Below are 20578 nucleotides of genomic sequence, written 5' to 3' on the forward strand. Positions count from 1 at the left end.
CCATGATCGCTCGGCCAGATCCTGCGCACACTCAGTCAGGGGTTCACCCACCACGCGTGGGCAATGCGCTCGCCCCGCCTCGTCCACGCGCCGGGAGCTGACCGAGGTAGCTTGATGGTTCAGCAGGAGAGGAGTGATGGCGATGCCCATGCCGACCCACCCGCCGAAAACCCATCAAGCCCCTTTTCGTCCTTCAGCGGTCATCATGTTGGTATCCGCGTTCCCGACTACGATGCGGCGAAGGCTTGGTACACGGAGAAGCTGGACTTCCGAGTGCTCCAGGAGTGGCCCTACGGCGAGCTGAAGCTCGCCTACCTCTGCCCGCAGGCCCTGCTGGAGCTGCCGGCCTCCGGCTTGCAAACGACGGCCCATCGTGAGGACGGACTCATCTACGTCGAGGAGTCTCCGTACGCGGCATGCGGGCACGACTACCTTGCACCACTCTGCCTAGACGCCAACCACAGGGCGGTGCTACCCCAGCGGTTCAGTGCCACCGGCCCAATCACTGGCGCCCTAGACGATCTGACCGCGGCGTGCGGGGCATCGTGGCTCCTGGCGGACGTCTCCGGGCCGGAGACCCCTCCCGGTACGGCTCTCCTGATCGGTGCCGCCCTCGCATCCGGTGTCCAGATCGCCGCGTTCCACCCGAAGCCGACGTTCACCCACGCCTCCGGCCGCGAGCCGAACTGGCGCAACCTCATGATCCAGTACGCCGTCCACGCTCACCTCAAGGACAGGGAGGCGGTGCAGGCATGGCTGGCGATGTGAACCTCGACGAGATGGCCACCGCCTACGACACGCTCGTCCTCGAAGGTCCCGACGGGGTAGGCAAAAGCACCCTCGCGGAGCGCTTATCGGCGCAGCACGGCTTCCAGGTGATCCACTCCCCGAAGACGCCGGATCATCTCGACCTGGCCACCCGGTACCGCGAGATCCTCAACGGTGCCGGCCGCATCCTCTTCGACCGCTGCTTCGTCAGTGAGCTGGTCTACGGACCACTGCACCGCGGTAGGTCACGCATCACCTGGAGCGAGGCGCTCGATCTGGCCGAGAGCATGATAACCCGCGTGGGCATGTTCGTCCACCTGACCGCGCCCCCGCCCGTCATTCGCCAGCGGCTCCTCGCCCGCGACGGGGAAGTCGCCAGCCTGGAGGAGGTCGCCGCACTCGTCACCGGCTACCAGCGGGTCTTCTCCACGCTCGCGGACTACACCAAGGTGCTCACCCTCGACACAACGGTCCTCGAACTCCCGTCAGCCGGGTGAAGGCGACTGGAAGCCGGCACGCCGGATCCACGGCTCCCGCTAGGCTGCGGCAGCACCCGCTGTACCGCTCCGGAGGAGTCGTGGACATCTCATAGGCCCAGAAGCTCGCCTGGGAAAACAAGCTCATGAAGAACTTCAACACCCGCGACGTGGCCCTGGAGTTCGGACTCCTCACGGCCGAAGTGGGTGAAGCCTTCACCGCCTGGCGCAAGGGCCTTCCTGACCTCGGAGAAGAACTGGCCGATGTCTTCCTCTACCTGACCGCGGTGGCGGAGATGAACGGGCTGGACCTCGATTCGGAGGTCGAGCGGAAGATCGAGAAGAACGAACGGCGTACGTACGAGCGCAACGAACACGGAGCGCAGATCAGGACGAGCAGCGACTGAAGGCTGGCCCCGCGTCCATCGCGAGGGTTCCGCATGAGGGCGGCCCCTGGCTCATGCCAGGGGCCGCCCTCATCTTCCTGTGCTCCGCAGTGACCACCATCAGGCTGCGAGAGCATGACGCTCGGCTCTGTCGCCCGTCACGTCATCCCCGCTGTCCGCCTGCGGGCTCTCCAAGCCGAGCCCGCAGGCCCGACGCCTCACTACGCACGTGGCGGCGAGCCGGGCCTATCACCCCGCCAGCTGAGGTCTGGCGGGTTTCCCAGGGGCTGCTGCGATTGCTCGCCGCCTGCGGCGGTCGCGCCCTCCGTCTTCGCAGACCAGGACACGGGCGTCCACCAGCGAACGGAGGTCACCGCATTTGGAGCGCAGAGGCAAGTGGTCACGGTGATGGCACGCGCAGGCGGCGTTCGAGGTAGATCGCAGTGAAGACCGCGACCTTGGCTCGCAGGGCCCAAGGGTCGAAGGGTTTGCTGATGTAGTCGACTGCACCGGCGGCGTAGCCGCGTGCGGTGTGCTCAGGGTCGGTGCCCATGGCGGTGAGGAAAATGATGGGGACGTCGCGGTTGCGGGCACGGCGCTTGATCTGGGCGGCGGTCTCGTAGCCGTCCATCTCAGGCATCTGCACGTCCAAGATGATGACCGCAAAGTCGTCGTGATCCAGCAGGGCTTTGAGTGCATCCCGGCCAGATCTCACCGTAACGAGCTCCTGGTCGAGCGTTCCCAGCACCGCGGTCATCGCCAGGAGGTTGTCGGACTGGTCATCCACCACGAGAATCTTGGGCATCCCCGTGTCTGTCGCAGTCGGAAGCGCGACGGTCGGCAACTCGACAGCTTCAAGCTGCCGCTCCAGCAGCTCGCACCGGGCTTCGGCGGCCGCGCGCTGCTCCCTCACAGTCTGGAGCTCCTCCCCCAGCTGGAACACCTGCTGTTGCAGAGCTTCGCGCTCGTCCAACAGCTGAGAAAGGTCGGGGTGGGCCGCCGCAAGCTGGTCAGCGCGGGCGCGCTCGACCTTCCAATCCGCCTCCAGCTGCCCCAGCCGCACTTCCAGATCGGCGATGCGGTGCGTGCGGTCCAGGAGAGCATCACCCAAGACGTCTCCACGCACACTGGAGCGCCGGGAGACCCGGTCCGCATCGGCCAGCTGCTCCTCCAAGACCTCCACCGCGTGCTTCGGCATCGAACAGGCGTCGACCGCAGACCTGTAGAGCTCGCGTACGAGTTCCACAGCATCACTCGTCACCGCAGTGCCTCGATGCTCGGCGAGGTCGGCGAGCAGATCGGTGACGACTCGCCACGGCGGTAACCGTGTGCCGTTGAGGTAGCGCGAAAGCGTACCGGGGTCACGGCGGCGCCGAGCCGCATAGCGACGCACCGACACCTCCAGGCCCTCGAACAGCTCCCGGAGCGCTTGGGCAAGAGCCCGCGATTCCTCCGGAAGATCACTCCCCAGCGGCCGCAGTTCACCCACGCTCCGTCCCCTGCCCGTGCTGGACCGCCTCAGTCTTGCCTCGTTCGGACTCGGCGACGATAAGCCGGTTGAAGAACGACACCGCCGCGCCTGCTGCAGCGAGCCCGACGAGCACGCTCTGCGGAACGCCTTCGCCGGCCGTCCAGGACAGCAACGCCGCGACCGCCCCACCGAGCACGGCCAGCAGGAACACCAACGTCGTTCTGAGCGATAGCAGGGGCCGATCCACGGCATCTCCATCCATCCGCCCCGCGCAGGGCGGGAGGATTCTCACTCGTGCGGCCGATTGCCGAACGGTTGGCACACAGCATGGAGGGCGACAGCACCGTTGCATGCCGGGAACGCCCGTGCAGGGCATCGAAGTTGTGCGCTGCCCACGGTCACCCACGCGTGCCACCCGTCCTTCGCGCAGCTCACAGCCCTGAGGTTCCATGGCGTTGGCGCCGTGTTGCCGCGCAACGTGGGCGACACGAACATTTGCGCGAACTCGGTTCCTCTGCACCAATCCCGTGTGCTGGGCGTGCTCGGGCGCCGACCCGGTCCACGTGGGCCAGTGAAGGCGAGATCGTCACGGTCATCCTGGACCGCTCACCGTTCTATGCCGAGTCCGGTGGCCAGGACAGCGACGCGGGCCGGATCTCCGGCGCGTCGATGGAGGGCGAGGTCCTTGATGTGCAGCGGCCGTTGTCCAGTCTGGTCGCCCATGAGGTCCGCCTCACCGCAGGTGAGTTGTCCGTCGGCGACAGCGTGGTGGTCGCCGTCGACGCCGAATGGCGGCTGGGAGCCCGGCAGGCCCACTCCCCCACCCATGCCCTGCACGTGGCACTGCGCGAGATCCTCGGACCGACCGCCTTGCAGTCCGGTTCCTGCAACCGGCCCGGCTACCTGCGCCTGGACTTCCTCTGGCGCGGTGCCCTCTCCCTCATGGTGCGCAGCGAGATCGAGGAGGCGGCCAACCGGGCCCTGCGCCGAGATCTGCCGGTCGGCTTGCGCTGGATGACCTTGCCCGAAGCCAAGGAGATCGGGGCTCTCGCGCTGTTCGACGAGACGTACGGCGAGAAGGTCCGGTTGTGGAGATCGGTGGGGCCTGCTCGCGGGAGCTTTGTGGCGGCACCCATGTCGAGTACGCCTCGCAGATCGGCGCCATCGCCCTGACCGCCGAGTCCTCGGTCGGCGCCGGAATGCGGCGGCTGGAGGCCGCTGTGGGCCTGGAGGGCTTCGGCCACCTGGCCCGCGAACGCGGCCTCGTCACCCGTATCGCCGAGCAGCTCAACGCGCCGCGCGGCGAGCTGACCGACAAGTTCGCTGCCCTGCTGGACCGGCTCAAGGCCGTCGAGCGGGACAACGCCCGCCTCAAAGCCCAGGCCACCGCCGCCCGAGCCGCCGAACTGGCTGCTTCAGCAGAACCCGCCGACGGTACGACCGTGGTCGAGGGCAGCCCCGACGAAGCACGCGCCCTGGCCCTGGCCGTCCGCGACCACCTGCGACGGAAGTCGTCGGCGGGTGGTCGCGGCGTCTGCCGGTGTCCTGGTGCTCGCGCTCAACCGGACCGGCACCACCACCGGGCTTAACGCCTTCACCTTGGTCAAGCAGTTGCTGGACGGCCGCGGTGGCGGCTCCGCGGACATCGCCCAGGGAGGCGGCATCCCGCGCGATCGACTGGACGGCGTGCTGGCGGATGTGCCGCGTCTCACCGGACGCAGCTGAGCCCACGAGCAGCGGTTGGGGCTGCCTCAGCCCCAACCGCTGCGGGGTCGCGATGTCATAGAAGCGCTTGGCCACTGGGCCAGCGTGAGTGCGGCGTATCGCCTCCGCGCCGCACGTGAGATGCACCGACAGCCGGAGCGGAAATTCTCAAGAGTGGCCAGTCTGCCCTCGTGAGGTGGCCTTTCTACGTTAAGAAGCTCACTGAACCGATCTCCGGAGTTATGCCGCAAGTTGCAGATGGCCTGGGGTGACGAAGTCAGGTTCAGCGACTGAGAGGATCGGATGCACATAGCTGACAGCCATGCCTGACCTCGTGGTGACGACCTTCCGCTGTAGAGATATCTCCATCCGCGCCCCGCTGGCTCCACGCTTCATACCGACAACTGCGGCGCTCAACGAGTCGGAAAATGCCCACGACGACGAAGCCAGGAAGAACATCCCCACGTCGGATGCCGCGGCGAGCCTGAAAGCGAGACGGGCATCCAGTTTGGGGCCCTGACCGGACCGAGCAGCGGCTTTTCGGTCGAAGACCGACTCGGGACAGCCACAAGGGTCACCTGCGTTGTCCATCGGCTCAAGGACGTTGGATCCATCGCAGACATGAATCGGTCCGCGCCCATCTCCCTGCTCCAGCACCATACGGTTGATCACAGACCTTGGACCATCGATGTTCACCGCGATCGCATCCCTGTCCAGCATCAGTTCAAAGGCTTCCTGTCGTCGACCACGACTTCGAGGCCGGCCACCGTAGAGCCCGGCAACTGTGGCTGCCACTTCCTCGTTCGTTGTAGTCATCAGCCATGACGACAGGGCCACCGAGCCCCCTCCACATCGTTCCTCTTCGGCCCAAAAGGTGCCGACAGCCGTCCCAGCTCGGATTCCCTCAGCCACCACGTTCCACGTCACTCCTCTGCACAACCAAGAGTCAGGGATCCGATGGTCGATGAAATCCGCAGCTTGGCGCAGCCGGGAAATTGGTGTAGCGCCCCTACCCGATTCCGGAAGGATTCCGATCCGGCGCGTGCATGACGCCGACCACGCAACGGACGGGAGCCCCAGCCGGGAAGGGAGTGACCCGCACGCCGAAGTCCAGGAGGATCTCTTTGCGAGCCTGGGCATCGAGTGCCTTGTGCCAGCGGTCCGCGACCGTCTCTCCCGTCGGCCGTTGGACCATCCCTGGCGGACGCTGCGGCTCGGACTCCAACACGGCCAGTTCACGCCCCAGGGCGGCATATCGTTCCCGAAACCACTGGGCATCATCAGCCGCGTCTTACAGGCCTGCCTCCCAGTCGGCCCGGAACCGCTCCCTCGTTGCCTGCACTTCGGCAATGCGTTCCGGCACTCCGTTACCAGGGTCGTAGACGGTCTCGAAGATCACGCCGTCACCGAACTTCTGCAGAAACCACTCCTCGACATGCCCATCGAGGAAATGGGTGCGGATAAGCGGCGCGGGGCGGCAGTCCTTTGCGCTCAGCCATCCCTTGTTCCGGGCGGTGCATGCATAGCGGGGTGGCATAGCTGGTGAGTTCTGTGTCTGCGTGTACACCCTGTTATGGCACTGCCCGCACAATGCCACTTCTGTGAGCAGGTAGCTGCGGTTGGTACGGCGGCCCTTCCACGGAGTGGCCCCGGCGGTGAGAACCTTCTTCAATGCCTCGGGGGTGGCCCGGTCCCACGGGCCCTCGCAGACCCGTACCGGATTCCCTTCCTGGTCGATGACGGGCTTTCCGTTGTGCATCAGGTATCCCAGGGCTGCCTCGGAAAGAAGTATGTTCCGCAGGCTCGTCGGATACCACGGCCGGCCGCGCGACGGCTTCCCGCACATGACGGCCAAGTGATCGATAGGAGCCTGTTCCCCTGCACGATTCAGGCGGGCCGCTTCGCTACTGGGCGTGTTGCGCTCGGGATCGGCTTTCCCTCGTCACGCATCTTGTAGCCGGTGTTCAGGCAGTCAACGACGTTGCGGCCAAGCCGGTCCACCGCTGCGGCGACGAGGCCGTCGTACGGCCCCCGCTCGTCACGAAGCCACGGGCCGAGCTTGGGCCGGGTGACTGGGTCCGTGGCTCCCGATACCTCCCAGTCGTCAGCCCAGCCGATGATGTGCCCGCCGACAGATGCTGCGGCTGTCAGCACGTCCTCCCGTTGGCGCTCCGGGGACGACGTGGCCAGCTTCATGCGGGACAGCCGCCGCACGCCGAGCAGGCACTTTCCGTATCCGTCGTAGGGTCGTTCGATCATGTTCAGGTCCGTACCGCGCAAGGTCTCTCCGTTTCGGGCACGCAGGGTACGGAGAATTCACGGCCACCCCCAGGACGATCTTGGTCAGCCCAGGAAGCTCAGTCGAACCTGACGGTTGACATTAGAGATGTTGGTGTCGACCAAACAGACGGACTGCCAGGTACCGAGTGCCATCCTGCCCGCCACGACCGGGAGGGAGGCGTGGGGTGGGACGAGGGCGGGCAGGACGTGGTCGCGGCCGTGGCCGGGGGTGCCGTGACGGTGGCGCCAGCGGTTGTCGGCCGGGAGGAGGTCGTGCAGGGCCGCCAGAAGGTCTTCGTCGCTGCCAGCGCCGGTTTCCAGGACGGCGATGCCGGCAGTGGCGTGCGGAACGAAGATGTTCAGCAGGCCGTCGCGGCCGTCTGCCGTCTCTCGGAGGAAGGCTGCGCAGTCGGCAGTGAGGTCGGCGACGGTCTCCGACGAGCCTGTGGTGACGTCGAGGACGCGGGTGGTGAATGCGGTGCTCATGCGTTCATTTTGGTACGGACGACCTGCCCCGGTCCGCAACCCCCCGGGTCTCTTCCGCAATGCTGCCTCAATACTCCGGCAACAATGGTCCACGAGCCGAGATGACGTTTGACCCCTCTCGCGGCGCACCGCTACGTTCAGCGACATGCCCACATCAGCCCTGCTCACCACGCGCGGTCATATCGACCTGCTGCGGGTGGCGTCTGCCGCGTGTCACCGCGGCGGCTGTTGTTGATGCCTTTGCGCTGTCGCTGTCATTGCGGTTGTCGCTGTCGTTGCGGATGCCGTTGCCGTGGTTCAGGGCGTTGTTGAGGGCGTTCCCCTTTCGCGTTTCGCGGTGCTTTGCGGTCGGCGATCGGCTCGCTGTGGCTGTGCGCGGCCGTTTTGAGGCTTTCTGTCTTTCTTTCCGTCTTGGTGGGACCTGAATTCCTTCAGGGCCTCTCCAGGGCCTCTCGAGTGATTGCCGCGGATCGTTTGCGTTGGTGCCGGCTGCCGGTCTGGCGCGCGGTCGTTTCGGCGGTCGTTTCGGTGGTCATCTCGGGGGTGATGGCGGCGATGCTCTTGTTGTTGCCGCCGGCTGGGCGCTGATTTTCGTAGTGCGGGCGGGCGTGCGCGGCATTCATCCCTTTCCGCCCAGTTCCCTCTCCCTCTCCCTCTCCCTGTTCTCTTCTCCCCCCTCACCCGTCCCCCCCTCGTGGAGTATTGATGACTGTCGATCAGGCCGTGGCGCGCCATGCACCGCCCGATACATCCGCTGAAGCAGCAGCCTCGTCACTGGTGAAGGGGGTGGAGGCGGGGCTGAATTCCGAGGCCGGGTCCGATGGGCCTGAGTTGGTGCGCGTCGATCCGGTTTCCGGACGGCGATGGTCGGTGCCGCGGTGGCTGCGCCGAACGGTGGGGCCGGTCGCGCTGCTGGTCCTGTGGCAGGTGCTCAGCGCGAGCGGTGCCCTGGAGGCCCAGATCCTGGCGTCGCCCGGGACCATCGCTGCGACCGCCGGAGACCTGGTGTCGGACGGAACACTGCCCTCCGCGATGCTGGTTTCCCTTCAACGGGTCGCGGTCGGGCTGTTGTTGGGTGGTGTGGCGGGTGTGGCGCTGGCGCTTGTGTCGGGGCTTTCTCGGCTCGGTGAGGATCTGGTCGACGCGACCGTGCAGATGCTGCGTTCCATTCCCTGGGTGGGTGTGATTCCGCTGTTCATCATCTGGCTGGGCATCGGAGAGGCACCCAAGATTGCGTTGATCTCGCTGGGTGTGGCGTTCCATCTATATCTGAATGTCTATGCCGGAATCCGTGGCGTCGACGCCCAGTTGGTGGAGGCCGGGCAGTCGCTCGGGCTGAGCCGGTGGGGGCTGATCCGGCATGTGGTGCTGCCCGGTGCGCTTCCGGATGCGATGACCGGGCTGCGCTATTCGCTGGCCACCGCGTGGCTCGCGCTGGTCTTCGGCGAGCAGGTCAACGCCGACGACGGCCTCGGCTTTCTGATGAACCAGGCCAGGGAATTCTTCCGCACCGACGTGATCGTGGTGTGCCTCGTGGTCTACGCGATTCTCGGGCTCATTGCCGACTTTCTCGTCCGTACCTTCGAAAGGCAGCTGCTGCAATGGCGACCGACGTTCACGGGTCAGTGACCGACACCGAGCAGGGACGGCAGGTCACGCGTGCCGGGCTCTCCGGTTCCGCCGTACGGGTCGGCGGATTGGTGCGGTCCTTCGGCGGACGGGCCGTTATCGACGGTCTTGACCTGTCCATTCAGCCGGGCGAGTTCGTGGCGTTGCTCGGGCGCAGTGGTTGCGGTAAATCGACCTTGCTGCGGGTGCTGGCCGGGCTCGACCAGGAAATCGACGGCGAGGTGCTGGTGCCGCGCCGCAAGGCCGTGGCGTTCCAGGCGCCGCGGCTGATGCCCTGGAAGCGGGTCTGGCGGAATGTGCTGCTGGGGCTGCCGGGCCGCCCGGAACGCGAGGTCGCCGTAAGGGCGTTGGAGGAGGTCGGGCTCGGCCATCGGGCGGACGCCTGGCCCAAGACACTCTCCGGCGGCGAGGCCCAGCGTGCGTCACTCGCCCGTGCGCTGGTGCGGGAGCCGGACCTGCTGCTGCTCGACGAGCCGTTCGGCGCCCTCGACGCACTGACCCGGATCACGGCACAGCGCCTGGTGGCCGAGCTGTGGCAGGAGCGCGGATGCGCGGTGCTGCTGGTGACCCATGACGTGGAGGAGGCCCTGCTGCTCGCGGACCGGGCGCTGGTGATGGAGGACGGCCGGATCGCGTACGAGACCACGGTGGATCTGCCGCGGCCGCGCACTCTTTCCGATCCACGCTTCGGTGCGTTGCGCGCCCGGTTGCTCGACCGCCTTGGGGTGGAGGACGAGGACGGCGAGGAGGGAGAGGAGCCCGACGAGGCAGACGAGGCAGACGAGGCAGACGAGGCAGACGAGGCAGACGAGGGAACGGAGAGCGCGGAGGGGAGTGAAGGTTCTGGCGATGTCGGGGGCGAGTCGGAGGATGTCCGCTCCCGCACGGCCGGCGTCTCCCCCGCTGCCGCCTGACCCTGCCACGGAGGGGACGGCCGACAACCAGCCGTCATAGCTGCACAGTCGGCGGCCCTCTCCCCCGATGCCGACCCCCGACCTCCGACCCCCGATGTCCGTTGCCCGACACCCGCTGCCCGACACCTCCCCCTCCCCCGCACCACCCGCTCCCCTCACCCCTTCAAGCCCAGCCCACCCCACACCGCCCCACCTCACCCCCGAAGGAAACGGACGCCCCATGAGAGCACGACCTATCGCACCGGCCGCCGCCCTGCTGCTCCCGCTCACGCTGCTGCTGGCAGCCTGCGGAGGTGCATCGGGGGCCAAGGGGGCCGGTGGGGGGACCGGCAGCGGGACCGACGGCAAGGGGTCGCTGACCCTCAACGTCGGGGACCAGAAGGGTGGTTCGGAGGCGTTGCTGCGGGCCGCCGGCGAGTTGGACGACCTTCCGTACAAGATCAAGTGGTCGACCTTCACCTCGGGGCCGCCGCTGCTGGAGGCGATCAACGCGGGAGCGGTGGATGTGGGCGGGGTCGGCAACACTCCGCCGGTGTTCGCCGCCGCCGCGAAGTCGAAGATCAAGGTGATCGCCGGGACACACAGCCGGTCGGACGGCGAGGCGATCCTGGTGAAGAAGGGCTCCCCGCTCAAGCAGCCGTCGCAGCTGAAGGGCAAGTCGATCGCCGTGGCCCAGGGCAGCTCCGCGCACTACCAGCTCATTGCCTCGCTGAAGAAGGCCGGGCTGACGCCGAAGGACGTCACGCTCAACTACCTGCAGCCGGCCGATGCGCTCGCCGCGTTCACCCGGGGCAAGGTGGATGCCTGGGCGGTGTGGGACCCGTACACCTCGCAGGCACTGGATCAGGCCGGTGCCCGGGTGCTGACCACCGGGCAAGGGGTCGTGAACGGGCTGAGCTTCCAGGTGGCAGCGCCGGCCGCGCTGGACGACAAGAAGAAGACGGCGGCGCTGAAGGACTACACGGACCGGTTGCGGCGGGCGCAGAACTGGGTGTTCAAGCACCCCGACGTCTGGGCGAAGGCCTGGGCGAAGGAGACCGGGCTGCCGGACAAGGTGGCGCTGGACGCGGTCAAGCGCACCCGCGGTACGGCGGTCACGGTCGCCGTGGACAAGGCCGCCATCGCCTCCGAGCAGCAGATCGCCGACTCGTTCGCGGCGGTGAAGCTGATCCCCCGCTCGTTCCGCTTCGGGGACTTCGTCGACCCCCGTTTCAACGGTGGCCTGCAGCCTTCGAGCACGGCGCCGCGTACCTATGGAAAGGCTCACTGAGATGTCCGTACACCTGCATTGGTTCCTGCCGACCGGCGGCGACGGGCGCACCCTCGTCGACCGCCACGCCTACACCGACGGCGGTATCCGGCGTGACCGCATCACCCCGGTCAGCGGGGTACGGGCCCCGGACATCGAGTATCTGGCGCAGATCGCCAAGGCTGCCGAGCAGTTGGGGTTCGAGGCGGTGCTCACACCGACGGGCACGTGGTGCGAGGACGCCTGGCTGACGACGGTGGCGCTCACCCAGGTCACCGAGCGGCTGAAATTCCTGGTCGCCTTCCGTCCGGGGGTGATCTCGCCGGTGCTGGCGGCGCAGATGGCCGCAACCTATCAGCGGATCTCGCGCGGGCGGCTGCTGCTGAATGTGGTGACCGGGGGCGATTCGACCGAGCAGAAGCGGTTCGGCGATCATCTCGACCATGACCGGCGGTATGCCCGTACGGATGAGTTCCTGCAGGTCGTCCGCGGGGTGTGGGGCGGCGCGCCGTTCGACTTCAAAGGCGAGCACTATCAGGTCCAAGGCGGTCTGACGGCACTGCCGCCGGATCCGCTGCCGCAGATCTTCTTCGGCGGCTCGTCCGCTGCCGCGGGGCCGGTCGCCGCCCGGAATGTGGATGTGTACCTCACCTGGGGAGAGCCGCCCGAGGAGGTCAAGCAGAAGATCGACTGGATTCGCGGGCTGGCGGAGAAGGAGGGGCGTACGGTCCGGTTCGGCATCCGGCTGCACACCATCTCCCGGGACTCGTCCCAAGAGGCCTGGGCGACCGCCGACCGGCTGCTCGACGACCTCGATCCGGCGACGGTCGCGGCCGCGCAACAGGCGCTGGGCAAGAGCGAGTCGGTGGGGCAGCAGCGGATGCTGGCGCTGCACGGCGGCTCGCGCGACAAGCTGGAGATCTCGCCCAATCTTTGGGCGGGGGTCGGTTTGGTGCGGGGCGGGGCGGGCACCGCGCTGGTCGGCAGCCATGCCGAGGTGGCCGACCGGATCGAGGAGTACCACTCCCTGGGCATTGAGCACTTTGTGCTCTCCGGCTATCCGCATCTGGAGGAGGCGTACTGGTTCGGGGAGGGCGTACGGCCGGAGCTGGCCGCCCGGGGGCTGCTGGATGCGGGTCCCGCTCCGCTGGACGGTGTTCCGGCGGCCAACGGCCGGCCGGCCTCCGCGCCGGGCGGGGCGCCGCTGCTGATCGCGGGCGGTCGCTGAGGTTGTGTTCCCGTGGGGCGTGGGGCGTGAGCCGTCGTGGGCCGCGGGCCGTGAGCCGTGGGCCATGGGCCGTGGTGGGAAACGGCCCGCACCTCGCGGGAGTCACCTGTACCTCGCGGGAAGACAACCGCCCCTCACCCCGTTAGGTGAAACATGAACTACACCGGGGTGCGTGGGGTCGATGCCAAGGTCGAGGCCAATGCCGATGCCAAGGTCGAGGCCGATGCCGATGCCGAGGCCAAGGCCAAGGTCGACGTCGTAGTGATCGGTGCCGGGCAGGCCGGGTTGGCCGCCGCCTTTCATCTGCGACGGGCCGGCTATGCGCCGGACCGGGACTTCGTGGTGCTCGATCACTCCCCGCGCCCCGGGGGCGCCTGGCAGTTCCGGTGGCCCACGCTGACGTACGCCACGGTGCACGGGATGCATGCGCTGCCGGGCATGGAACTGACCGACGCCGATCCGCGCCGCCCGTCGTCCGAGGTGATCGGGGCGTACTTCGACCGTTACGAGCAGACCTTCGGGCTGCGGGTGCACCGGCCGGTGAGCGTGACAGCGGTGCGCGAGAGCGGTGGGGCCCCCTGGACCGAGCCTGGCGGGGACGTTGAGGGAAGGCGGCTGCTGGTCGAAACGTCGGAGGGGGACTATGCGGCGCGGGCGCTGATCAATGCGACCGGTACTTGGGACCGGCCGTTCTGGCCGCGGTTTCCCGGGCAGGAGACATTCGCCGGCCGTCAGCTTCACAGCTCTTCGTACAACGGGCCGGAGAGCTTCCGTGGTATGCGGGTTGTGGTCGTGGGCGGCGGGACCTCTGCCGTACAGCAGCTGATGGAGATCGCACCGGTCGCGGCCGCCACGACCTGGGTGACCCGCCGGCCGCCGGTGTTCCGCGAGGGGCCGTTCGGTGCGGAGCAGGGCAGGGCCGCGGTCGCCCTGGTGGAGGAGCGGGTCAGGCAGGGGCTGCCACCGCGGAGCGTGGTGAGCGTGACCGGGCTACCGATGACCGAGGCCATCCGGCAGGCCCGGGAGACCGGCGTACTGGAGCGGCTGCCGCTCTTCGAGCACGTCACGCCCACGGGCGTGCGCTGGCACGACGGACGTACGGTCGAGGCCGATGTGATCCTTTATGCCACGGGCTTTCGTGCCGCCCTCGACCATCTCGCCCCGCTGCACCTGCGCGAACCGGGCGGCGGCATCCGGATGGACGGCACCCGCACGCTGCGCGATCCGCGGGTCCATCTCGTCGGTTACGGGCCGTCGGCGAGCACCATCGGCGCCAACCGCGCGGGACGTGCCGCGGTCGGCGACCTCCGTCGGCTGCTCGCCACACCTCCTCGGCCCCGAGCCCTACCACGACCACGACCACGACGAGCCCATGCGGAGGCGGAGGTTGCCGGCAGCCTCGTCTCATAGGGCGAGTCCGGATGGGCGGTTGGGCCGGCAGGCCCGGAGTCACGGCCGAGGCACTGCCGGAGAACGGGCGAAGGCCGGCTGAAGCCCGGCCGAAGTCCGGGAACCGCCGAAGCGCCCATGCGGCACAACACCACAACCGCCCTCCCCACGGACCACTTCCCGCACACCTTCAGGCGAACGGACGTCCCCATGAGCACCTGTTCGCCGGTGCGTATGATCGAAAAGGGAAGGGCTTCAATTGACTCATAGCAACGGGCGATGATAACGGGGCGCGAGCGGCGGGCTGCAGGCCGTTACCACGCCTTCGGCCCAAACCCCTTGCTGGGCCGGAGAGTTGAGTCCCACAACTTCAAGGAGAAGATCCCGATGGACATCCTCACCTCTCTCTTGGCCCACATCCTCCACCTCGTGGGCTGGCTCGTCTGACAGACCTCGTCCCCAAGGCGCCGCCCCTCCCTGTCCCGGGAGGGGCGGCGCTTTTCTGTGGTCCCGTTCTCACCACCGCACTCCCGCCCCCGCCCGGGCTACTTCTCCAGCTTCTGCCGAGAGGTCTCCGGCAGCGTCAGATAGACGAGGAACGAGACGAGGCAGAGCACGGCCACGTACCAGGGAAAGAGGTCGGCGTGGCCGGCCTGCTTGAACCAGGTGCCGACGTAGGGGGCCGTGCCGCCGAAGAGGGCCACGGTGAGGGAGTACGGGAAGCCGATACCGGCGGCACGCACCCGCGCGGGGAACACCTCGACGTTCACGGCCGCGGCGACCGCGGTGTAGCCGGTGAGCAGCACCATACCCGCGCACTGCACCAGCAGCAGCGAGAAGAAGGCGTCGGTGACCAGGTGCAACAGCGGTACCGCGAGAACGGCGAAGCCCAGCGAGAAGCCGAGCAGCAGCGGTTTGCGGCCGATGCGGTCCGAGAGCATGCCGCCGAGCGGCTGGAGCAGGGCGAAGAAGGCGAGCGAGAGGGTGCCGACGGTGAGCGCATCGCCCTTGTCGAAGCCCGCGTTGACCTGCGCATACGTGGGCAGGTAGGTCGTCCAGGTGTAGTAGGCGATGGTGCCGCCCGCGGTGATGCCGCAGATGAGCAGGGACTGGCGGGGGTGGCGGCGCAGTGCCTCGAAGAGGCCGGGGCGGTCGGCCGCCTGCTGTTCGAGGCTCCGGGTCTCCTGGGCGCCACGCCGGATCCACAGCCCCAGCAGGCTCAGCAGCGCGCCGATGAGGAACGGCACCCGCCAGCCCCACTGCCCCATCTGGTGCTCGGTGAGCAGCGCGACGAGCAGCGCCGCGGTCCCGGAGGCCAGCAGTTGGCCGAGGGTCGTGGACACGTACTGGAAGCTGGAGAACAGGCCGCGCCTGCCGGGTCCCGCCGATTCGACGAGGAAGGTCGTGGAGGCCGCGAACTCACCGCCCACCGACAGTCCCTGCACCAGGCGGGCGATGACCAGGACGAAGGGCGCCAGCAGCCCGGCGGCCTCGTAGGTGGGGGTGAGCGCGACCAGCAGGCTGCCGCCGCCCATCAGCAGGATGGTCAGCGTCAGTGCCGTCCGCCGGCCGCGGCGGTCGGCGATCGCGCCCATCAGCAGTCCGCCGATCGGGCGCATGAAGAAGCCGACGGCGAAGACGGCGAAGGTGGAGAGCAGCGGCACCAGCGAATCGCCGGCGCCTTCGGGGAAGACCTGCCCCGCGAAGTAGACCGCGAGGAAGGAGTACGCGTACCAGTCGTACCACTCGACGGCGTTGCCGATCGAGGCGGCGGCCAGTTGCCGCAGCCGTGACGGCGGGCGGGCACCGTTCGGTGCCTGTTCCTCGGCTATGTGCTCGGCGCTCGACATGGTCCTCCGCTCCTGGTTCTTCTCGTTGGCCTGCTGCTGGGGCAGGATGAGCCGCCAGGTGATCATGTACCGCGGAAGCGGGTGGCCGCCAGGGGCTGTGGCAGTCGAAAGGCAGCCGAAAGGAGAGGGCAACGTGCGCGTAGCACTGTTCGTCACCTGTATCAACGACATGCTCCATCCGCGGACGGGGCAGGCGGTGGTGGCGCTGCTGGAGCGGCTGGGGGTGGAAGTCGGTTTCCCCGCCGGGCAGAGCTGCTGTGGCCAGCCGCAGTTCAACACCGGATACCGACAGGCGGCCGAGCCGCTGCTGCGCCGCTTCGACCGGGCGTTCCAGGACTACGAGTATGTGGTCACCCCGTCCGGTTCGTGTGCGGCGATGGTGCGGGACAACTACCCGCGGATCGCGGCGAAGGCGGCCGCCGAAGGGCGCGGCCGGGGACTCGTCGACGCGGCGGCGGTCGCCGTGCCCAAGACGTACGAACTGACCGAGTTTCTGGTGGATGTGCTGAAGGTGGAGGACGTCGGTGCCTACTTCCCGCATACCGTCACCTACCACCCCACCTGTCACGGTCTGCGGATGCTGGGGCTGGGCGACCGGCCGCGGCGGTTGCTGGAGCACGTCGAGGGGCTGGAGCTGCGGGAACTGCCGGACGCCGAGGAGTGCTGCGGGTTCGGCGGCACCTTCGCGGTGAAGAACCCGGCGGTCTCGGCGGCGATGGGCGCCGACAAGGTCCGCCACATCCTCTCCACCGGTGCCGAGGCGGTCTGCACGGTCGACAACTCCTGTCTGCTGCACATCGGCGGCACCCTCAGCCGCCGGGGCGCGCCGGTCCGCCCGGTCCATATCGCCGAGATCCTGGCCAGTACGGCCGGTACGGCCGGTACGGCCGGTACGGAAGGAGGTGTGCGGTGAGCGGCACCTACCTGGGTATGCCGGCCTTCCCCCGTGCCGCGGCCACCGCCACCCGCGACACCCGGCTGCGCGCCAACCTCACCCGTGCCACGCACACCATCCGCGACAAACGGGCCAAGGCCGTAGCGGAGCTGGACGACTGGGCGGAGCTGCGGGCCGCGGGCGCCGCGGTGAAGGACCGTACGCTGCGCCATCTCGACCACTATCTGGAGCAGCTGGAGGCCGCGGTCACCGCCGCGGGCGGGCAGGTCCACTGGGCCCTCGACGCCGACGAGGCCAACCGGATCGTCACCCGGCTGGTGCGGGAGACCGGCGAGAGCGAGGTCGTCAAGGTCAAGTCGATGGCGACGCAGGAGATCGGGCTCAACGAGGCCCTGGCCGGGGCCGGTATCCGTGCGTACGAGACGGATCTGGCCGAGCTGATCGTGCAGCTCGGCCACGATCTGCCGTCGCACATCCTGGTCCCGGCCATCCACCGCAACCGCTCCGAGATCCGCGACATCTTCCGCCGTGAGATGGCCTCTTGGGGCCGCCCGGCACCCGAAGGGCTGGCCGACTCCCCCGCCGAGCTCGCCGAGGCGGCGCGGCTGCACCTGCGGGAGAAGTTCCTGTCCGCGAAGGTCGGGATCTCGGGGGCCAACTTCATGGTCGCGGAGACCGGCACCCTGGTCGTCGTGGAGTCCGAGGGCAATGGCCGGATGTGCCTGACCCTCCCCGAGACGCTGATCTCCGTCGTCGGCATCGAGAAGGTGGTGCCCGACTGGCAGGACCTGGAGATCTTTCTGCAGTTGCTGCCCCGCTCCTCCACCGCCGAGCGGATGAATCCGTACACCTCCACCTGGACGGGCACCACGGACGGCGACGGGCCGCAGACCTTCCATCTGGTGCTGCTCGACAACGGGCGCACCGACACCCTTGCCGACACCGTCGGGCGGCAGGCGCTGCGCTGCATCCGCTGCTCGGCGTGTCTGAACGTCTGCCCGGTGTACGAGCGGGTCGGCGGGCATGCGTACGGATCGCCCTACCCCGGCCCGATCGGTGCCATCCTCACCCCGCAACTGCGCGGACTGGCAGGCCCCTTGGAGGCGTCGCTGCCGTATGCCTCGTCGCTGTGCGGGGCCTGCTACGAGGTGTGCCCGGTGGCCATCGACATCCCCGAGGTGCTGGTGCATCTGCGGGAGCGGGTCGTGCAGGGCGGGCCGGTCACCCTGGGCGGGACACGCACCGTTCTCCAACCGGCCAAGGGGCATGCCGCGGAGCGGGCCGCGATGCGCGCGGCGGGCTGGGCCTTCGATCACCCGGGCGCACTGCGTACCGGGATGCGGCTGGCGGCTCGCACCCGTCGGCTGCATCCACGGCGGCTGCCGGGGCCGGGCCGCGCCTGGTCGCAGACGCGCGATCTGCCCGAGGTGCCGGCCGAGTCCTTCCGCGACTGGTGGCAGCGCACCCGCGGCATGTCGTCGGGGCGCGGTACGTCATCGGAATCCGGTACGTCGTCGGGACGCGGTACCACGTCCGGGACCGATACGTCGTCGGAGCAGCGAGGAGAGGCCAAGTGAGCAGCCGGGACGTGGTGTTGGCGCGGGTGCGGCAGGCGCTGGCCGATGTGCCGCCCGGTGCGGGGCCGGGCGGCGAAGGACCGGCCGGCGAGGGCCGGGGCGGTCCGCCGGTGGCACGGAACTACCAGCGGGTGCACGGGTCCCGGACGCGCGAGCAGACCGTGGATCTGCTCGCGGAGAATCTCGCGGACTACCGGGCGATCGTGCACCGGACCGATGCCGAGAGGCTGCCCGGGCTGATCGGCCGGCTGCTCGCGGAGCGCGGGGCGCGGTGCGTGCTGGTGCCGCCGGGCCTGGATGCCTCGTGGACGACCGGCACCGACGTCCCCCTCGTCGAGGACCGCGCATCGAGCACGGCCCGTGAACTCGACCTCGTGGACAGTGTGCTGACCGGCTGTGCGGTGGCCATCGCGGAGACCGGCACCCTGATCCTGGACGCGGGCCCCGACCAGGGCAGACGCCGGATCACACTGGTGCCGGACCACCACCTCTGTGTCGTCCGGGTCCCTGACCAGGTGGTCGGCTCGGTGCCGGAGGCGCTGCCACGGGTGGCACCGGACCGCCCGCTGACCTGGATCTCCGGCCCGTCCGCGACCAGCGACATCGAACTCGACCGGGTGGAGGGGGTGCACGGGCCGCGGACGCTGGAGGTGATTCTGCTGGCGGCGGCACCGGAAGCGGACTGAGCGGGCAGCGGGGAGCGCGGGGGCGGGGCGACCGTGGCCGCGGGAGGCTGCGACAGGTGTGCGACCCCGTTGTCAGTGGGGATTCCTACACTGGCCGGGATGCTGTTCGCACACGCTGTGCGAGGTGCGCGCCCGGGGGGAGGAGGGAGCAGATGGTGCTGCGGCAGGGTTTACCACCACGGCGTTCCGGCACGGCCGGCCGCTTGCCCTCACGGCGTTCCGGCCCGGACCGCCGCTTACCCGCACCGGATCCCGGACGGCCGCCTCTTGCCCCTCCGCCGGACTCCGCCCCTTCCCGGCTGCTGATGTGGCTGGGGCGGCTGGGCGTCCCGGCCGCCGCGTTCGCCGTGTTCCAGACGCTGCTGGGAATCCTGCCGCAGAATCTCGCGGGCGAGGCGGCGCGTTACTGCGTGGCGGCGACCGCCGGCGTCGGCGTGGGTGCGGTGGTGTGGCTGGCCGCGGCCCTGCTGCGGACGCGTGCGGCGGCCACGGATGCCGTCGCGGCAGCGCCGACCGGCCCCGCGCCCTCGCCCGCCGGATCACTCCCCGAGCTGATGGACGGCACGTACCAGGCGCTGCGGCGCGGCCTCTCGGTGATCGAGGTGTCCGGGCACGGACCACTCACCGGATGGCCGCACTCTCTCGCGGAGAGCGATCCACCGGTGCACCCGACGGCGTTCGGTACGGCGTACGGGCTGCACCTGCTGCTCGACATCGCGCCGTACGACGGCCGCATACGGGCGGGGCAGGTGGCCGAGACGCTGTGGCGGCTGCGGCTTCCCGGCGGCGGGTGGGCCGCCCGCTCCCAGGGCAGCGGGGCGCGGCCCGAGGTGTCCGCGATCGTGCTGGGTGCGCTGGCGCGGGCCGGCGCCGATCCACGACTGCTGGAGGCCGAAATACGCTCCTGCGAGGGGTTGTGGAACCCCGACCATGACGCGTCCGGGCTGGCCAACACCTATGTCGTGACGAATGTCCTGCGCGGACTGCTGCGGGCGGCGCCCGGCGCCACCGCGCTGGAAGGACTGCGCGAGGTGCTGGTCCATGGCGCCACGGCCGACCCGGCGCGCGGCAACCACCGCTGCTGGGGCGCGGCGCTGGCCGGCGGCCGCGGTAACCCGGCGCCGTCCGCGGCGCACACCGCGCGGGCGGTGGTGGCGCTGGACCGGGCCGCATGCGTACTGGGCGAGGACGAGCGGCAGCGTACGGTGCGCGAGGAAGGGCTGCGCTGGCTGCTGGCCGGCCCGGCGACACCGGCGGGTGACATGACCGATCTGCAGAACTGCCAGGAAGAGGTACGGCGGCCGGACCAGGAGGATCCACTGCATCAAGAGCTGCTGTCGGTACGGCATTTCGCCGCCGCATGGGTGGCGCGTGCGCTGATGACGGACGGAGCCCGCAAGGTCGCGGCCGAGGACGTGGGCCTGCCGGTGTGGGAGGCGCAGCTGACCACTGCCATGGCGCGGGTCCACGGCATGCAGCGGAGCGGGGTGTGGCGGTGGGACGACGGGCCCATGGGACACCCGGTGTGGATGGCGTATCAGGGTCTTTCGGTGCTGCGGCGGCATGCATTGATGGTCTACCGGCCATGAA

Annotated in this window: 21 protein-coding genes and 1 pseudogene; 14 read left to right on the top strand and 8 right to left on the bottom strand. The window is 69.0% G+C overall.

All coding sequences use genetic code 11. The annotated features are described in order from the left end of the window. The first annotated feature begins 114 nt into the window (after positions 1 to 114). From OHS81_RS03835 to OHS81_RS03845, 3 genes are all read left to right on the top strand, one after another. Positions 115 to 768: a VOC family protein gene (locus OHS81_RS03835; protein ID WP_328382415.1), complete on the top strand. Its 654-nt coding sequence runs from the start codon at positions 115 to 117 to the stop codon at positions 766 to 768. Then, entirely contained in the window at positions 753 to 1265 is a 513-nt protein-coding gene (locus tag OHS81_RS03840; protein WP_328382417.1) for a hypothetical protein, read from the top strand. Before OHS81_RS03835 ends, OHS81_RS03840 begins: the two co-directional genes overlap by 16 nt. A gap of 125 nt (positions 1266 to 1390) precedes the next feature. Further along, entirely contained in the window at positions 1391 to 1651 is a 261-nt protein-coding gene (locus OHS81_RS03845; protein ID WP_328382419.1) for a MazG nucleotide pyrophosphohydrolase domain-containing protein, read from the top strand. 379 nt (positions 1652 to 2030) lie between these two features. Here OHS81_RS03845 and OHS81_RS03850 read toward each other — a convergent pair whose 3' ends face one another. Both OHS81_RS03850 and OHS81_RS03855 read right to left on the bottom strand, forming a co-directional pair. Continuing rightward, complete coding sequence (locus OHS81_RS03850) at positions 2031 to 3119, bottom strand: response regulator (protein ID WP_328382420.1); 1089 nt, start codon at positions 3117 to 3119, stop codon at positions 2031 to 2033. Then, a complete protein-coding gene (locus tag OHS81_RS03855) occupies positions 3112 to 3348 on the bottom strand; it encodes a hypothetical protein (protein WP_328382422.1) in 237 nt (78 codons plus the stop codon). The genes OHS81_RS03850 and OHS81_RS03855 overlap by 8 nt, the downstream gene beginning before the upstream one ends. Before the next feature lie 107 nt (positions 3349 to 3455). On the opposite strand from OHS81_RS03855, the pseudogene OHS81_RS03860 reads away from it, so the two are divergent. Further along, positions 3456 to 4826, top strand: a pseudogene (locus OHS81_RS03860) (alanine--tRNA ligase-related protein); the annotation flags it as partial. A 219-nt stretch (positions 4827 to 5045) separates the two neighbouring features. On the opposite strand, the gene OHS81_RS03865 reads toward OHS81_RS03860, so the two are convergent. The 4 genes from OHS81_RS03865 to OHS81_RS03880 form a co-directional block, all read right to left on the bottom strand. After that, positions 5046 to 5621: a hypothetical protein gene (locus OHS81_RS03865; RefSeq protein WP_328382424.1), complete on the bottom strand. Its 576-nt coding sequence runs from the start codon at positions 5619 to 5621 to the stop codon at positions 5046 to 5048. A 475-nt stretch (positions 5622 to 6096) separates the two neighbouring features. Continuing rightward, complete coding sequence (locus tag OHS81_RS03870) at positions 6097 to 6564, bottom strand: hypothetical protein (RefSeq protein WP_328382426.1); 468 nt, start codon at positions 6562 to 6564, stop codon at positions 6097 to 6099. Between the two features lie 128 nt (positions 6565 to 6692). Further along, positions 6693 to 7064 carry a recombinase family protein gene (locus tag OHS81_RS03875; RefSeq protein ID WP_328382428.1) on the bottom strand — a complete coding sequence of 124 codons (372 nt, stop codon included), beginning with the start codon at positions 7062 to 7064 and terminating at the stop codon, positions 6693 to 6695. A gap of 84 nt (positions 7065 to 7148) precedes the next feature. Beyond that, positions 7149 to 7571 (bottom strand): YjbQ family protein, encoded by a 423-nt coding sequence (locus OHS81_RS03880; RefSeq protein WP_328382430.1) that lies wholly within the window; start codon positions 7569 to 7571, stop codon positions 7149 to 7151. Between the two features lie 145 nt (positions 7572 to 7716). Between OHS81_RS03880 and OHS81_RS37345 the strand changes: the two genes are divergently transcribed. Next, complete coding sequence (locus OHS81_RS37345; RefSeq protein ID WP_361135822.1) at positions 7717 to 7806, top strand: putative leader peptide; 90 nt, start codon at positions 7717 to 7719, stop codon at positions 7804 to 7806. 196 nt (positions 7807 to 8002) lie between these two features. Here the strand turns inward: OHS81_RS37345 and OHS81_RS03885 are convergent, their stop codons facing one another. Beyond that, entirely contained in the window at positions 8003 to 8194 is a 192-nt protein-coding gene (locus OHS81_RS03885) for a hypothetical protein (RefSeq protein WP_328382432.1), read from the bottom strand. 82 nt (positions 8195 to 8276) lie between these two features. On the opposite strand from OHS81_RS03885, the gene OHS81_RS03890 reads away from it, so the two are divergent. From OHS81_RS03890 to OHS81_RS03910, 5 genes are all read left to right on the top strand, one after another. Further along, complete coding sequence (locus tag OHS81_RS03890; RefSeq protein ID WP_328382434.1) at positions 8277 to 9200, top strand: ABC transporter permease; 924 nt, start codon at positions 8277 to 8279, stop codon at positions 9198 to 9200. Beyond that, positions 9173 to 10114: an ABC transporter ATP-binding protein gene (locus OHS81_RS03895; protein WP_328382436.1), complete on the top strand. Its 942-nt coding sequence runs from the start codon at positions 9173 to 9175 to the stop codon at positions 10112 to 10114. Before OHS81_RS03890 ends, OHS81_RS03895 begins: the two co-directional genes overlap by 28 nt. A 220-nt stretch (positions 10115 to 10334) precedes the next feature. Next, positions 10335 to 11384, top strand: a complete 1050-nt coding sequence (locus OHS81_RS03900) for an ABC transporter substrate-binding protein (protein WP_328382438.1) — start codon at positions 10335 to 10337, stop codon at positions 11382 to 11384. A gap of 1 nt (position 11385) precedes the next feature. Then, positions 11386 to 12591, top strand: coding sequence for an LLM class flavin-dependent oxidoreductase (locus tag OHS81_RS03905; RefSeq protein WP_328382439.1), 1206 nt, complete (start codon positions 11386 to 11388; stop codon positions 12589 to 12591). Positions 12592 to 12744: 153 nt separating this feature from the next. Next, positions 12745 to 14001, top strand: a complete 1257-nt coding sequence (locus OHS81_RS03910; protein WP_328382441.1) for an NAD(P)-binding domain-containing protein — start codon at positions 12745 to 12747, stop codon at positions 13999 to 14001. A 524-nt stretch (positions 14002 to 14525) separates the two neighbouring features. On the opposite strand, the gene OHS81_RS03915 is transcribed toward OHS81_RS03910, so the two are convergent. Beyond that, positions 14526 to 15830 carry an MFS transporter gene (locus OHS81_RS03915; RefSeq protein ID WP_328390883.1) on the bottom strand — a complete coding sequence of 435 codons (1305 nt, stop codon included), beginning with the start codon at positions 15828 to 15830 and terminating at the stop codon, positions 14526 to 14528. Positions 15831 to 15963: 133 nt separating this feature from the next. On the opposite strand from OHS81_RS03915, the gene OHS81_RS03920 reads away from it, so the two are divergent. The 4 genes from OHS81_RS03920 to OHS81_RS03935 all read left to right on the top strand — a co-directional run bounded on the left by OHS81_RS03920 (position 15964) and on the right by OHS81_RS03935 (position 20577). Next, entirely contained in the window at positions 15964 to 16743 is a 780-nt protein-coding gene (locus OHS81_RS03920; protein ID WP_328382443.1) for a (Fe-S)-binding protein, read from the top strand. Continuing rightward, positions 16740 to 18302: a lactate utilization protein B gene (locus tag OHS81_RS03925; RefSeq protein WP_328382445.1), complete on the top strand. Its 1563-nt coding sequence runs from the start codon at positions 16740 to 16742 to the stop codon at positions 18300 to 18302. Before OHS81_RS03920 ends, OHS81_RS03925 begins: the two co-directional genes overlap by 4 nt. Beyond that, a complete protein-coding gene (locus tag OHS81_RS03930; RefSeq protein ID WP_328382447.1) occupies positions 18299 to 18988 on the top strand; it encodes a LutC/YkgG family protein in 690 nt (229 codons plus the stop codon). Before OHS81_RS03925 ends, OHS81_RS03930 begins: the two co-directional genes overlap by 4 nt. Before the next feature lie 305 nt (positions 18989 to 19293). Continuing rightward, positions 19294 to 20577 (top strand): hypothetical protein, encoded by a 1284-nt coding sequence (locus OHS81_RS03935; protein WP_328382449.1) that lies wholly within the window; start codon positions 19294 to 19296, stop codon positions 20575 to 20577. The last annotated feature ends 1 nt before the right edge of the window (position 20578 follow it).

Origin of the sequence: Streptomyces sp. NBC_00400, from assembly GCF_036048035.1 — a bacterium.
Lineage (GTDB): Bacteria > Actinomycetota > Actinomycetes > Streptomycetales > Streptomycetaceae > Streptomyces.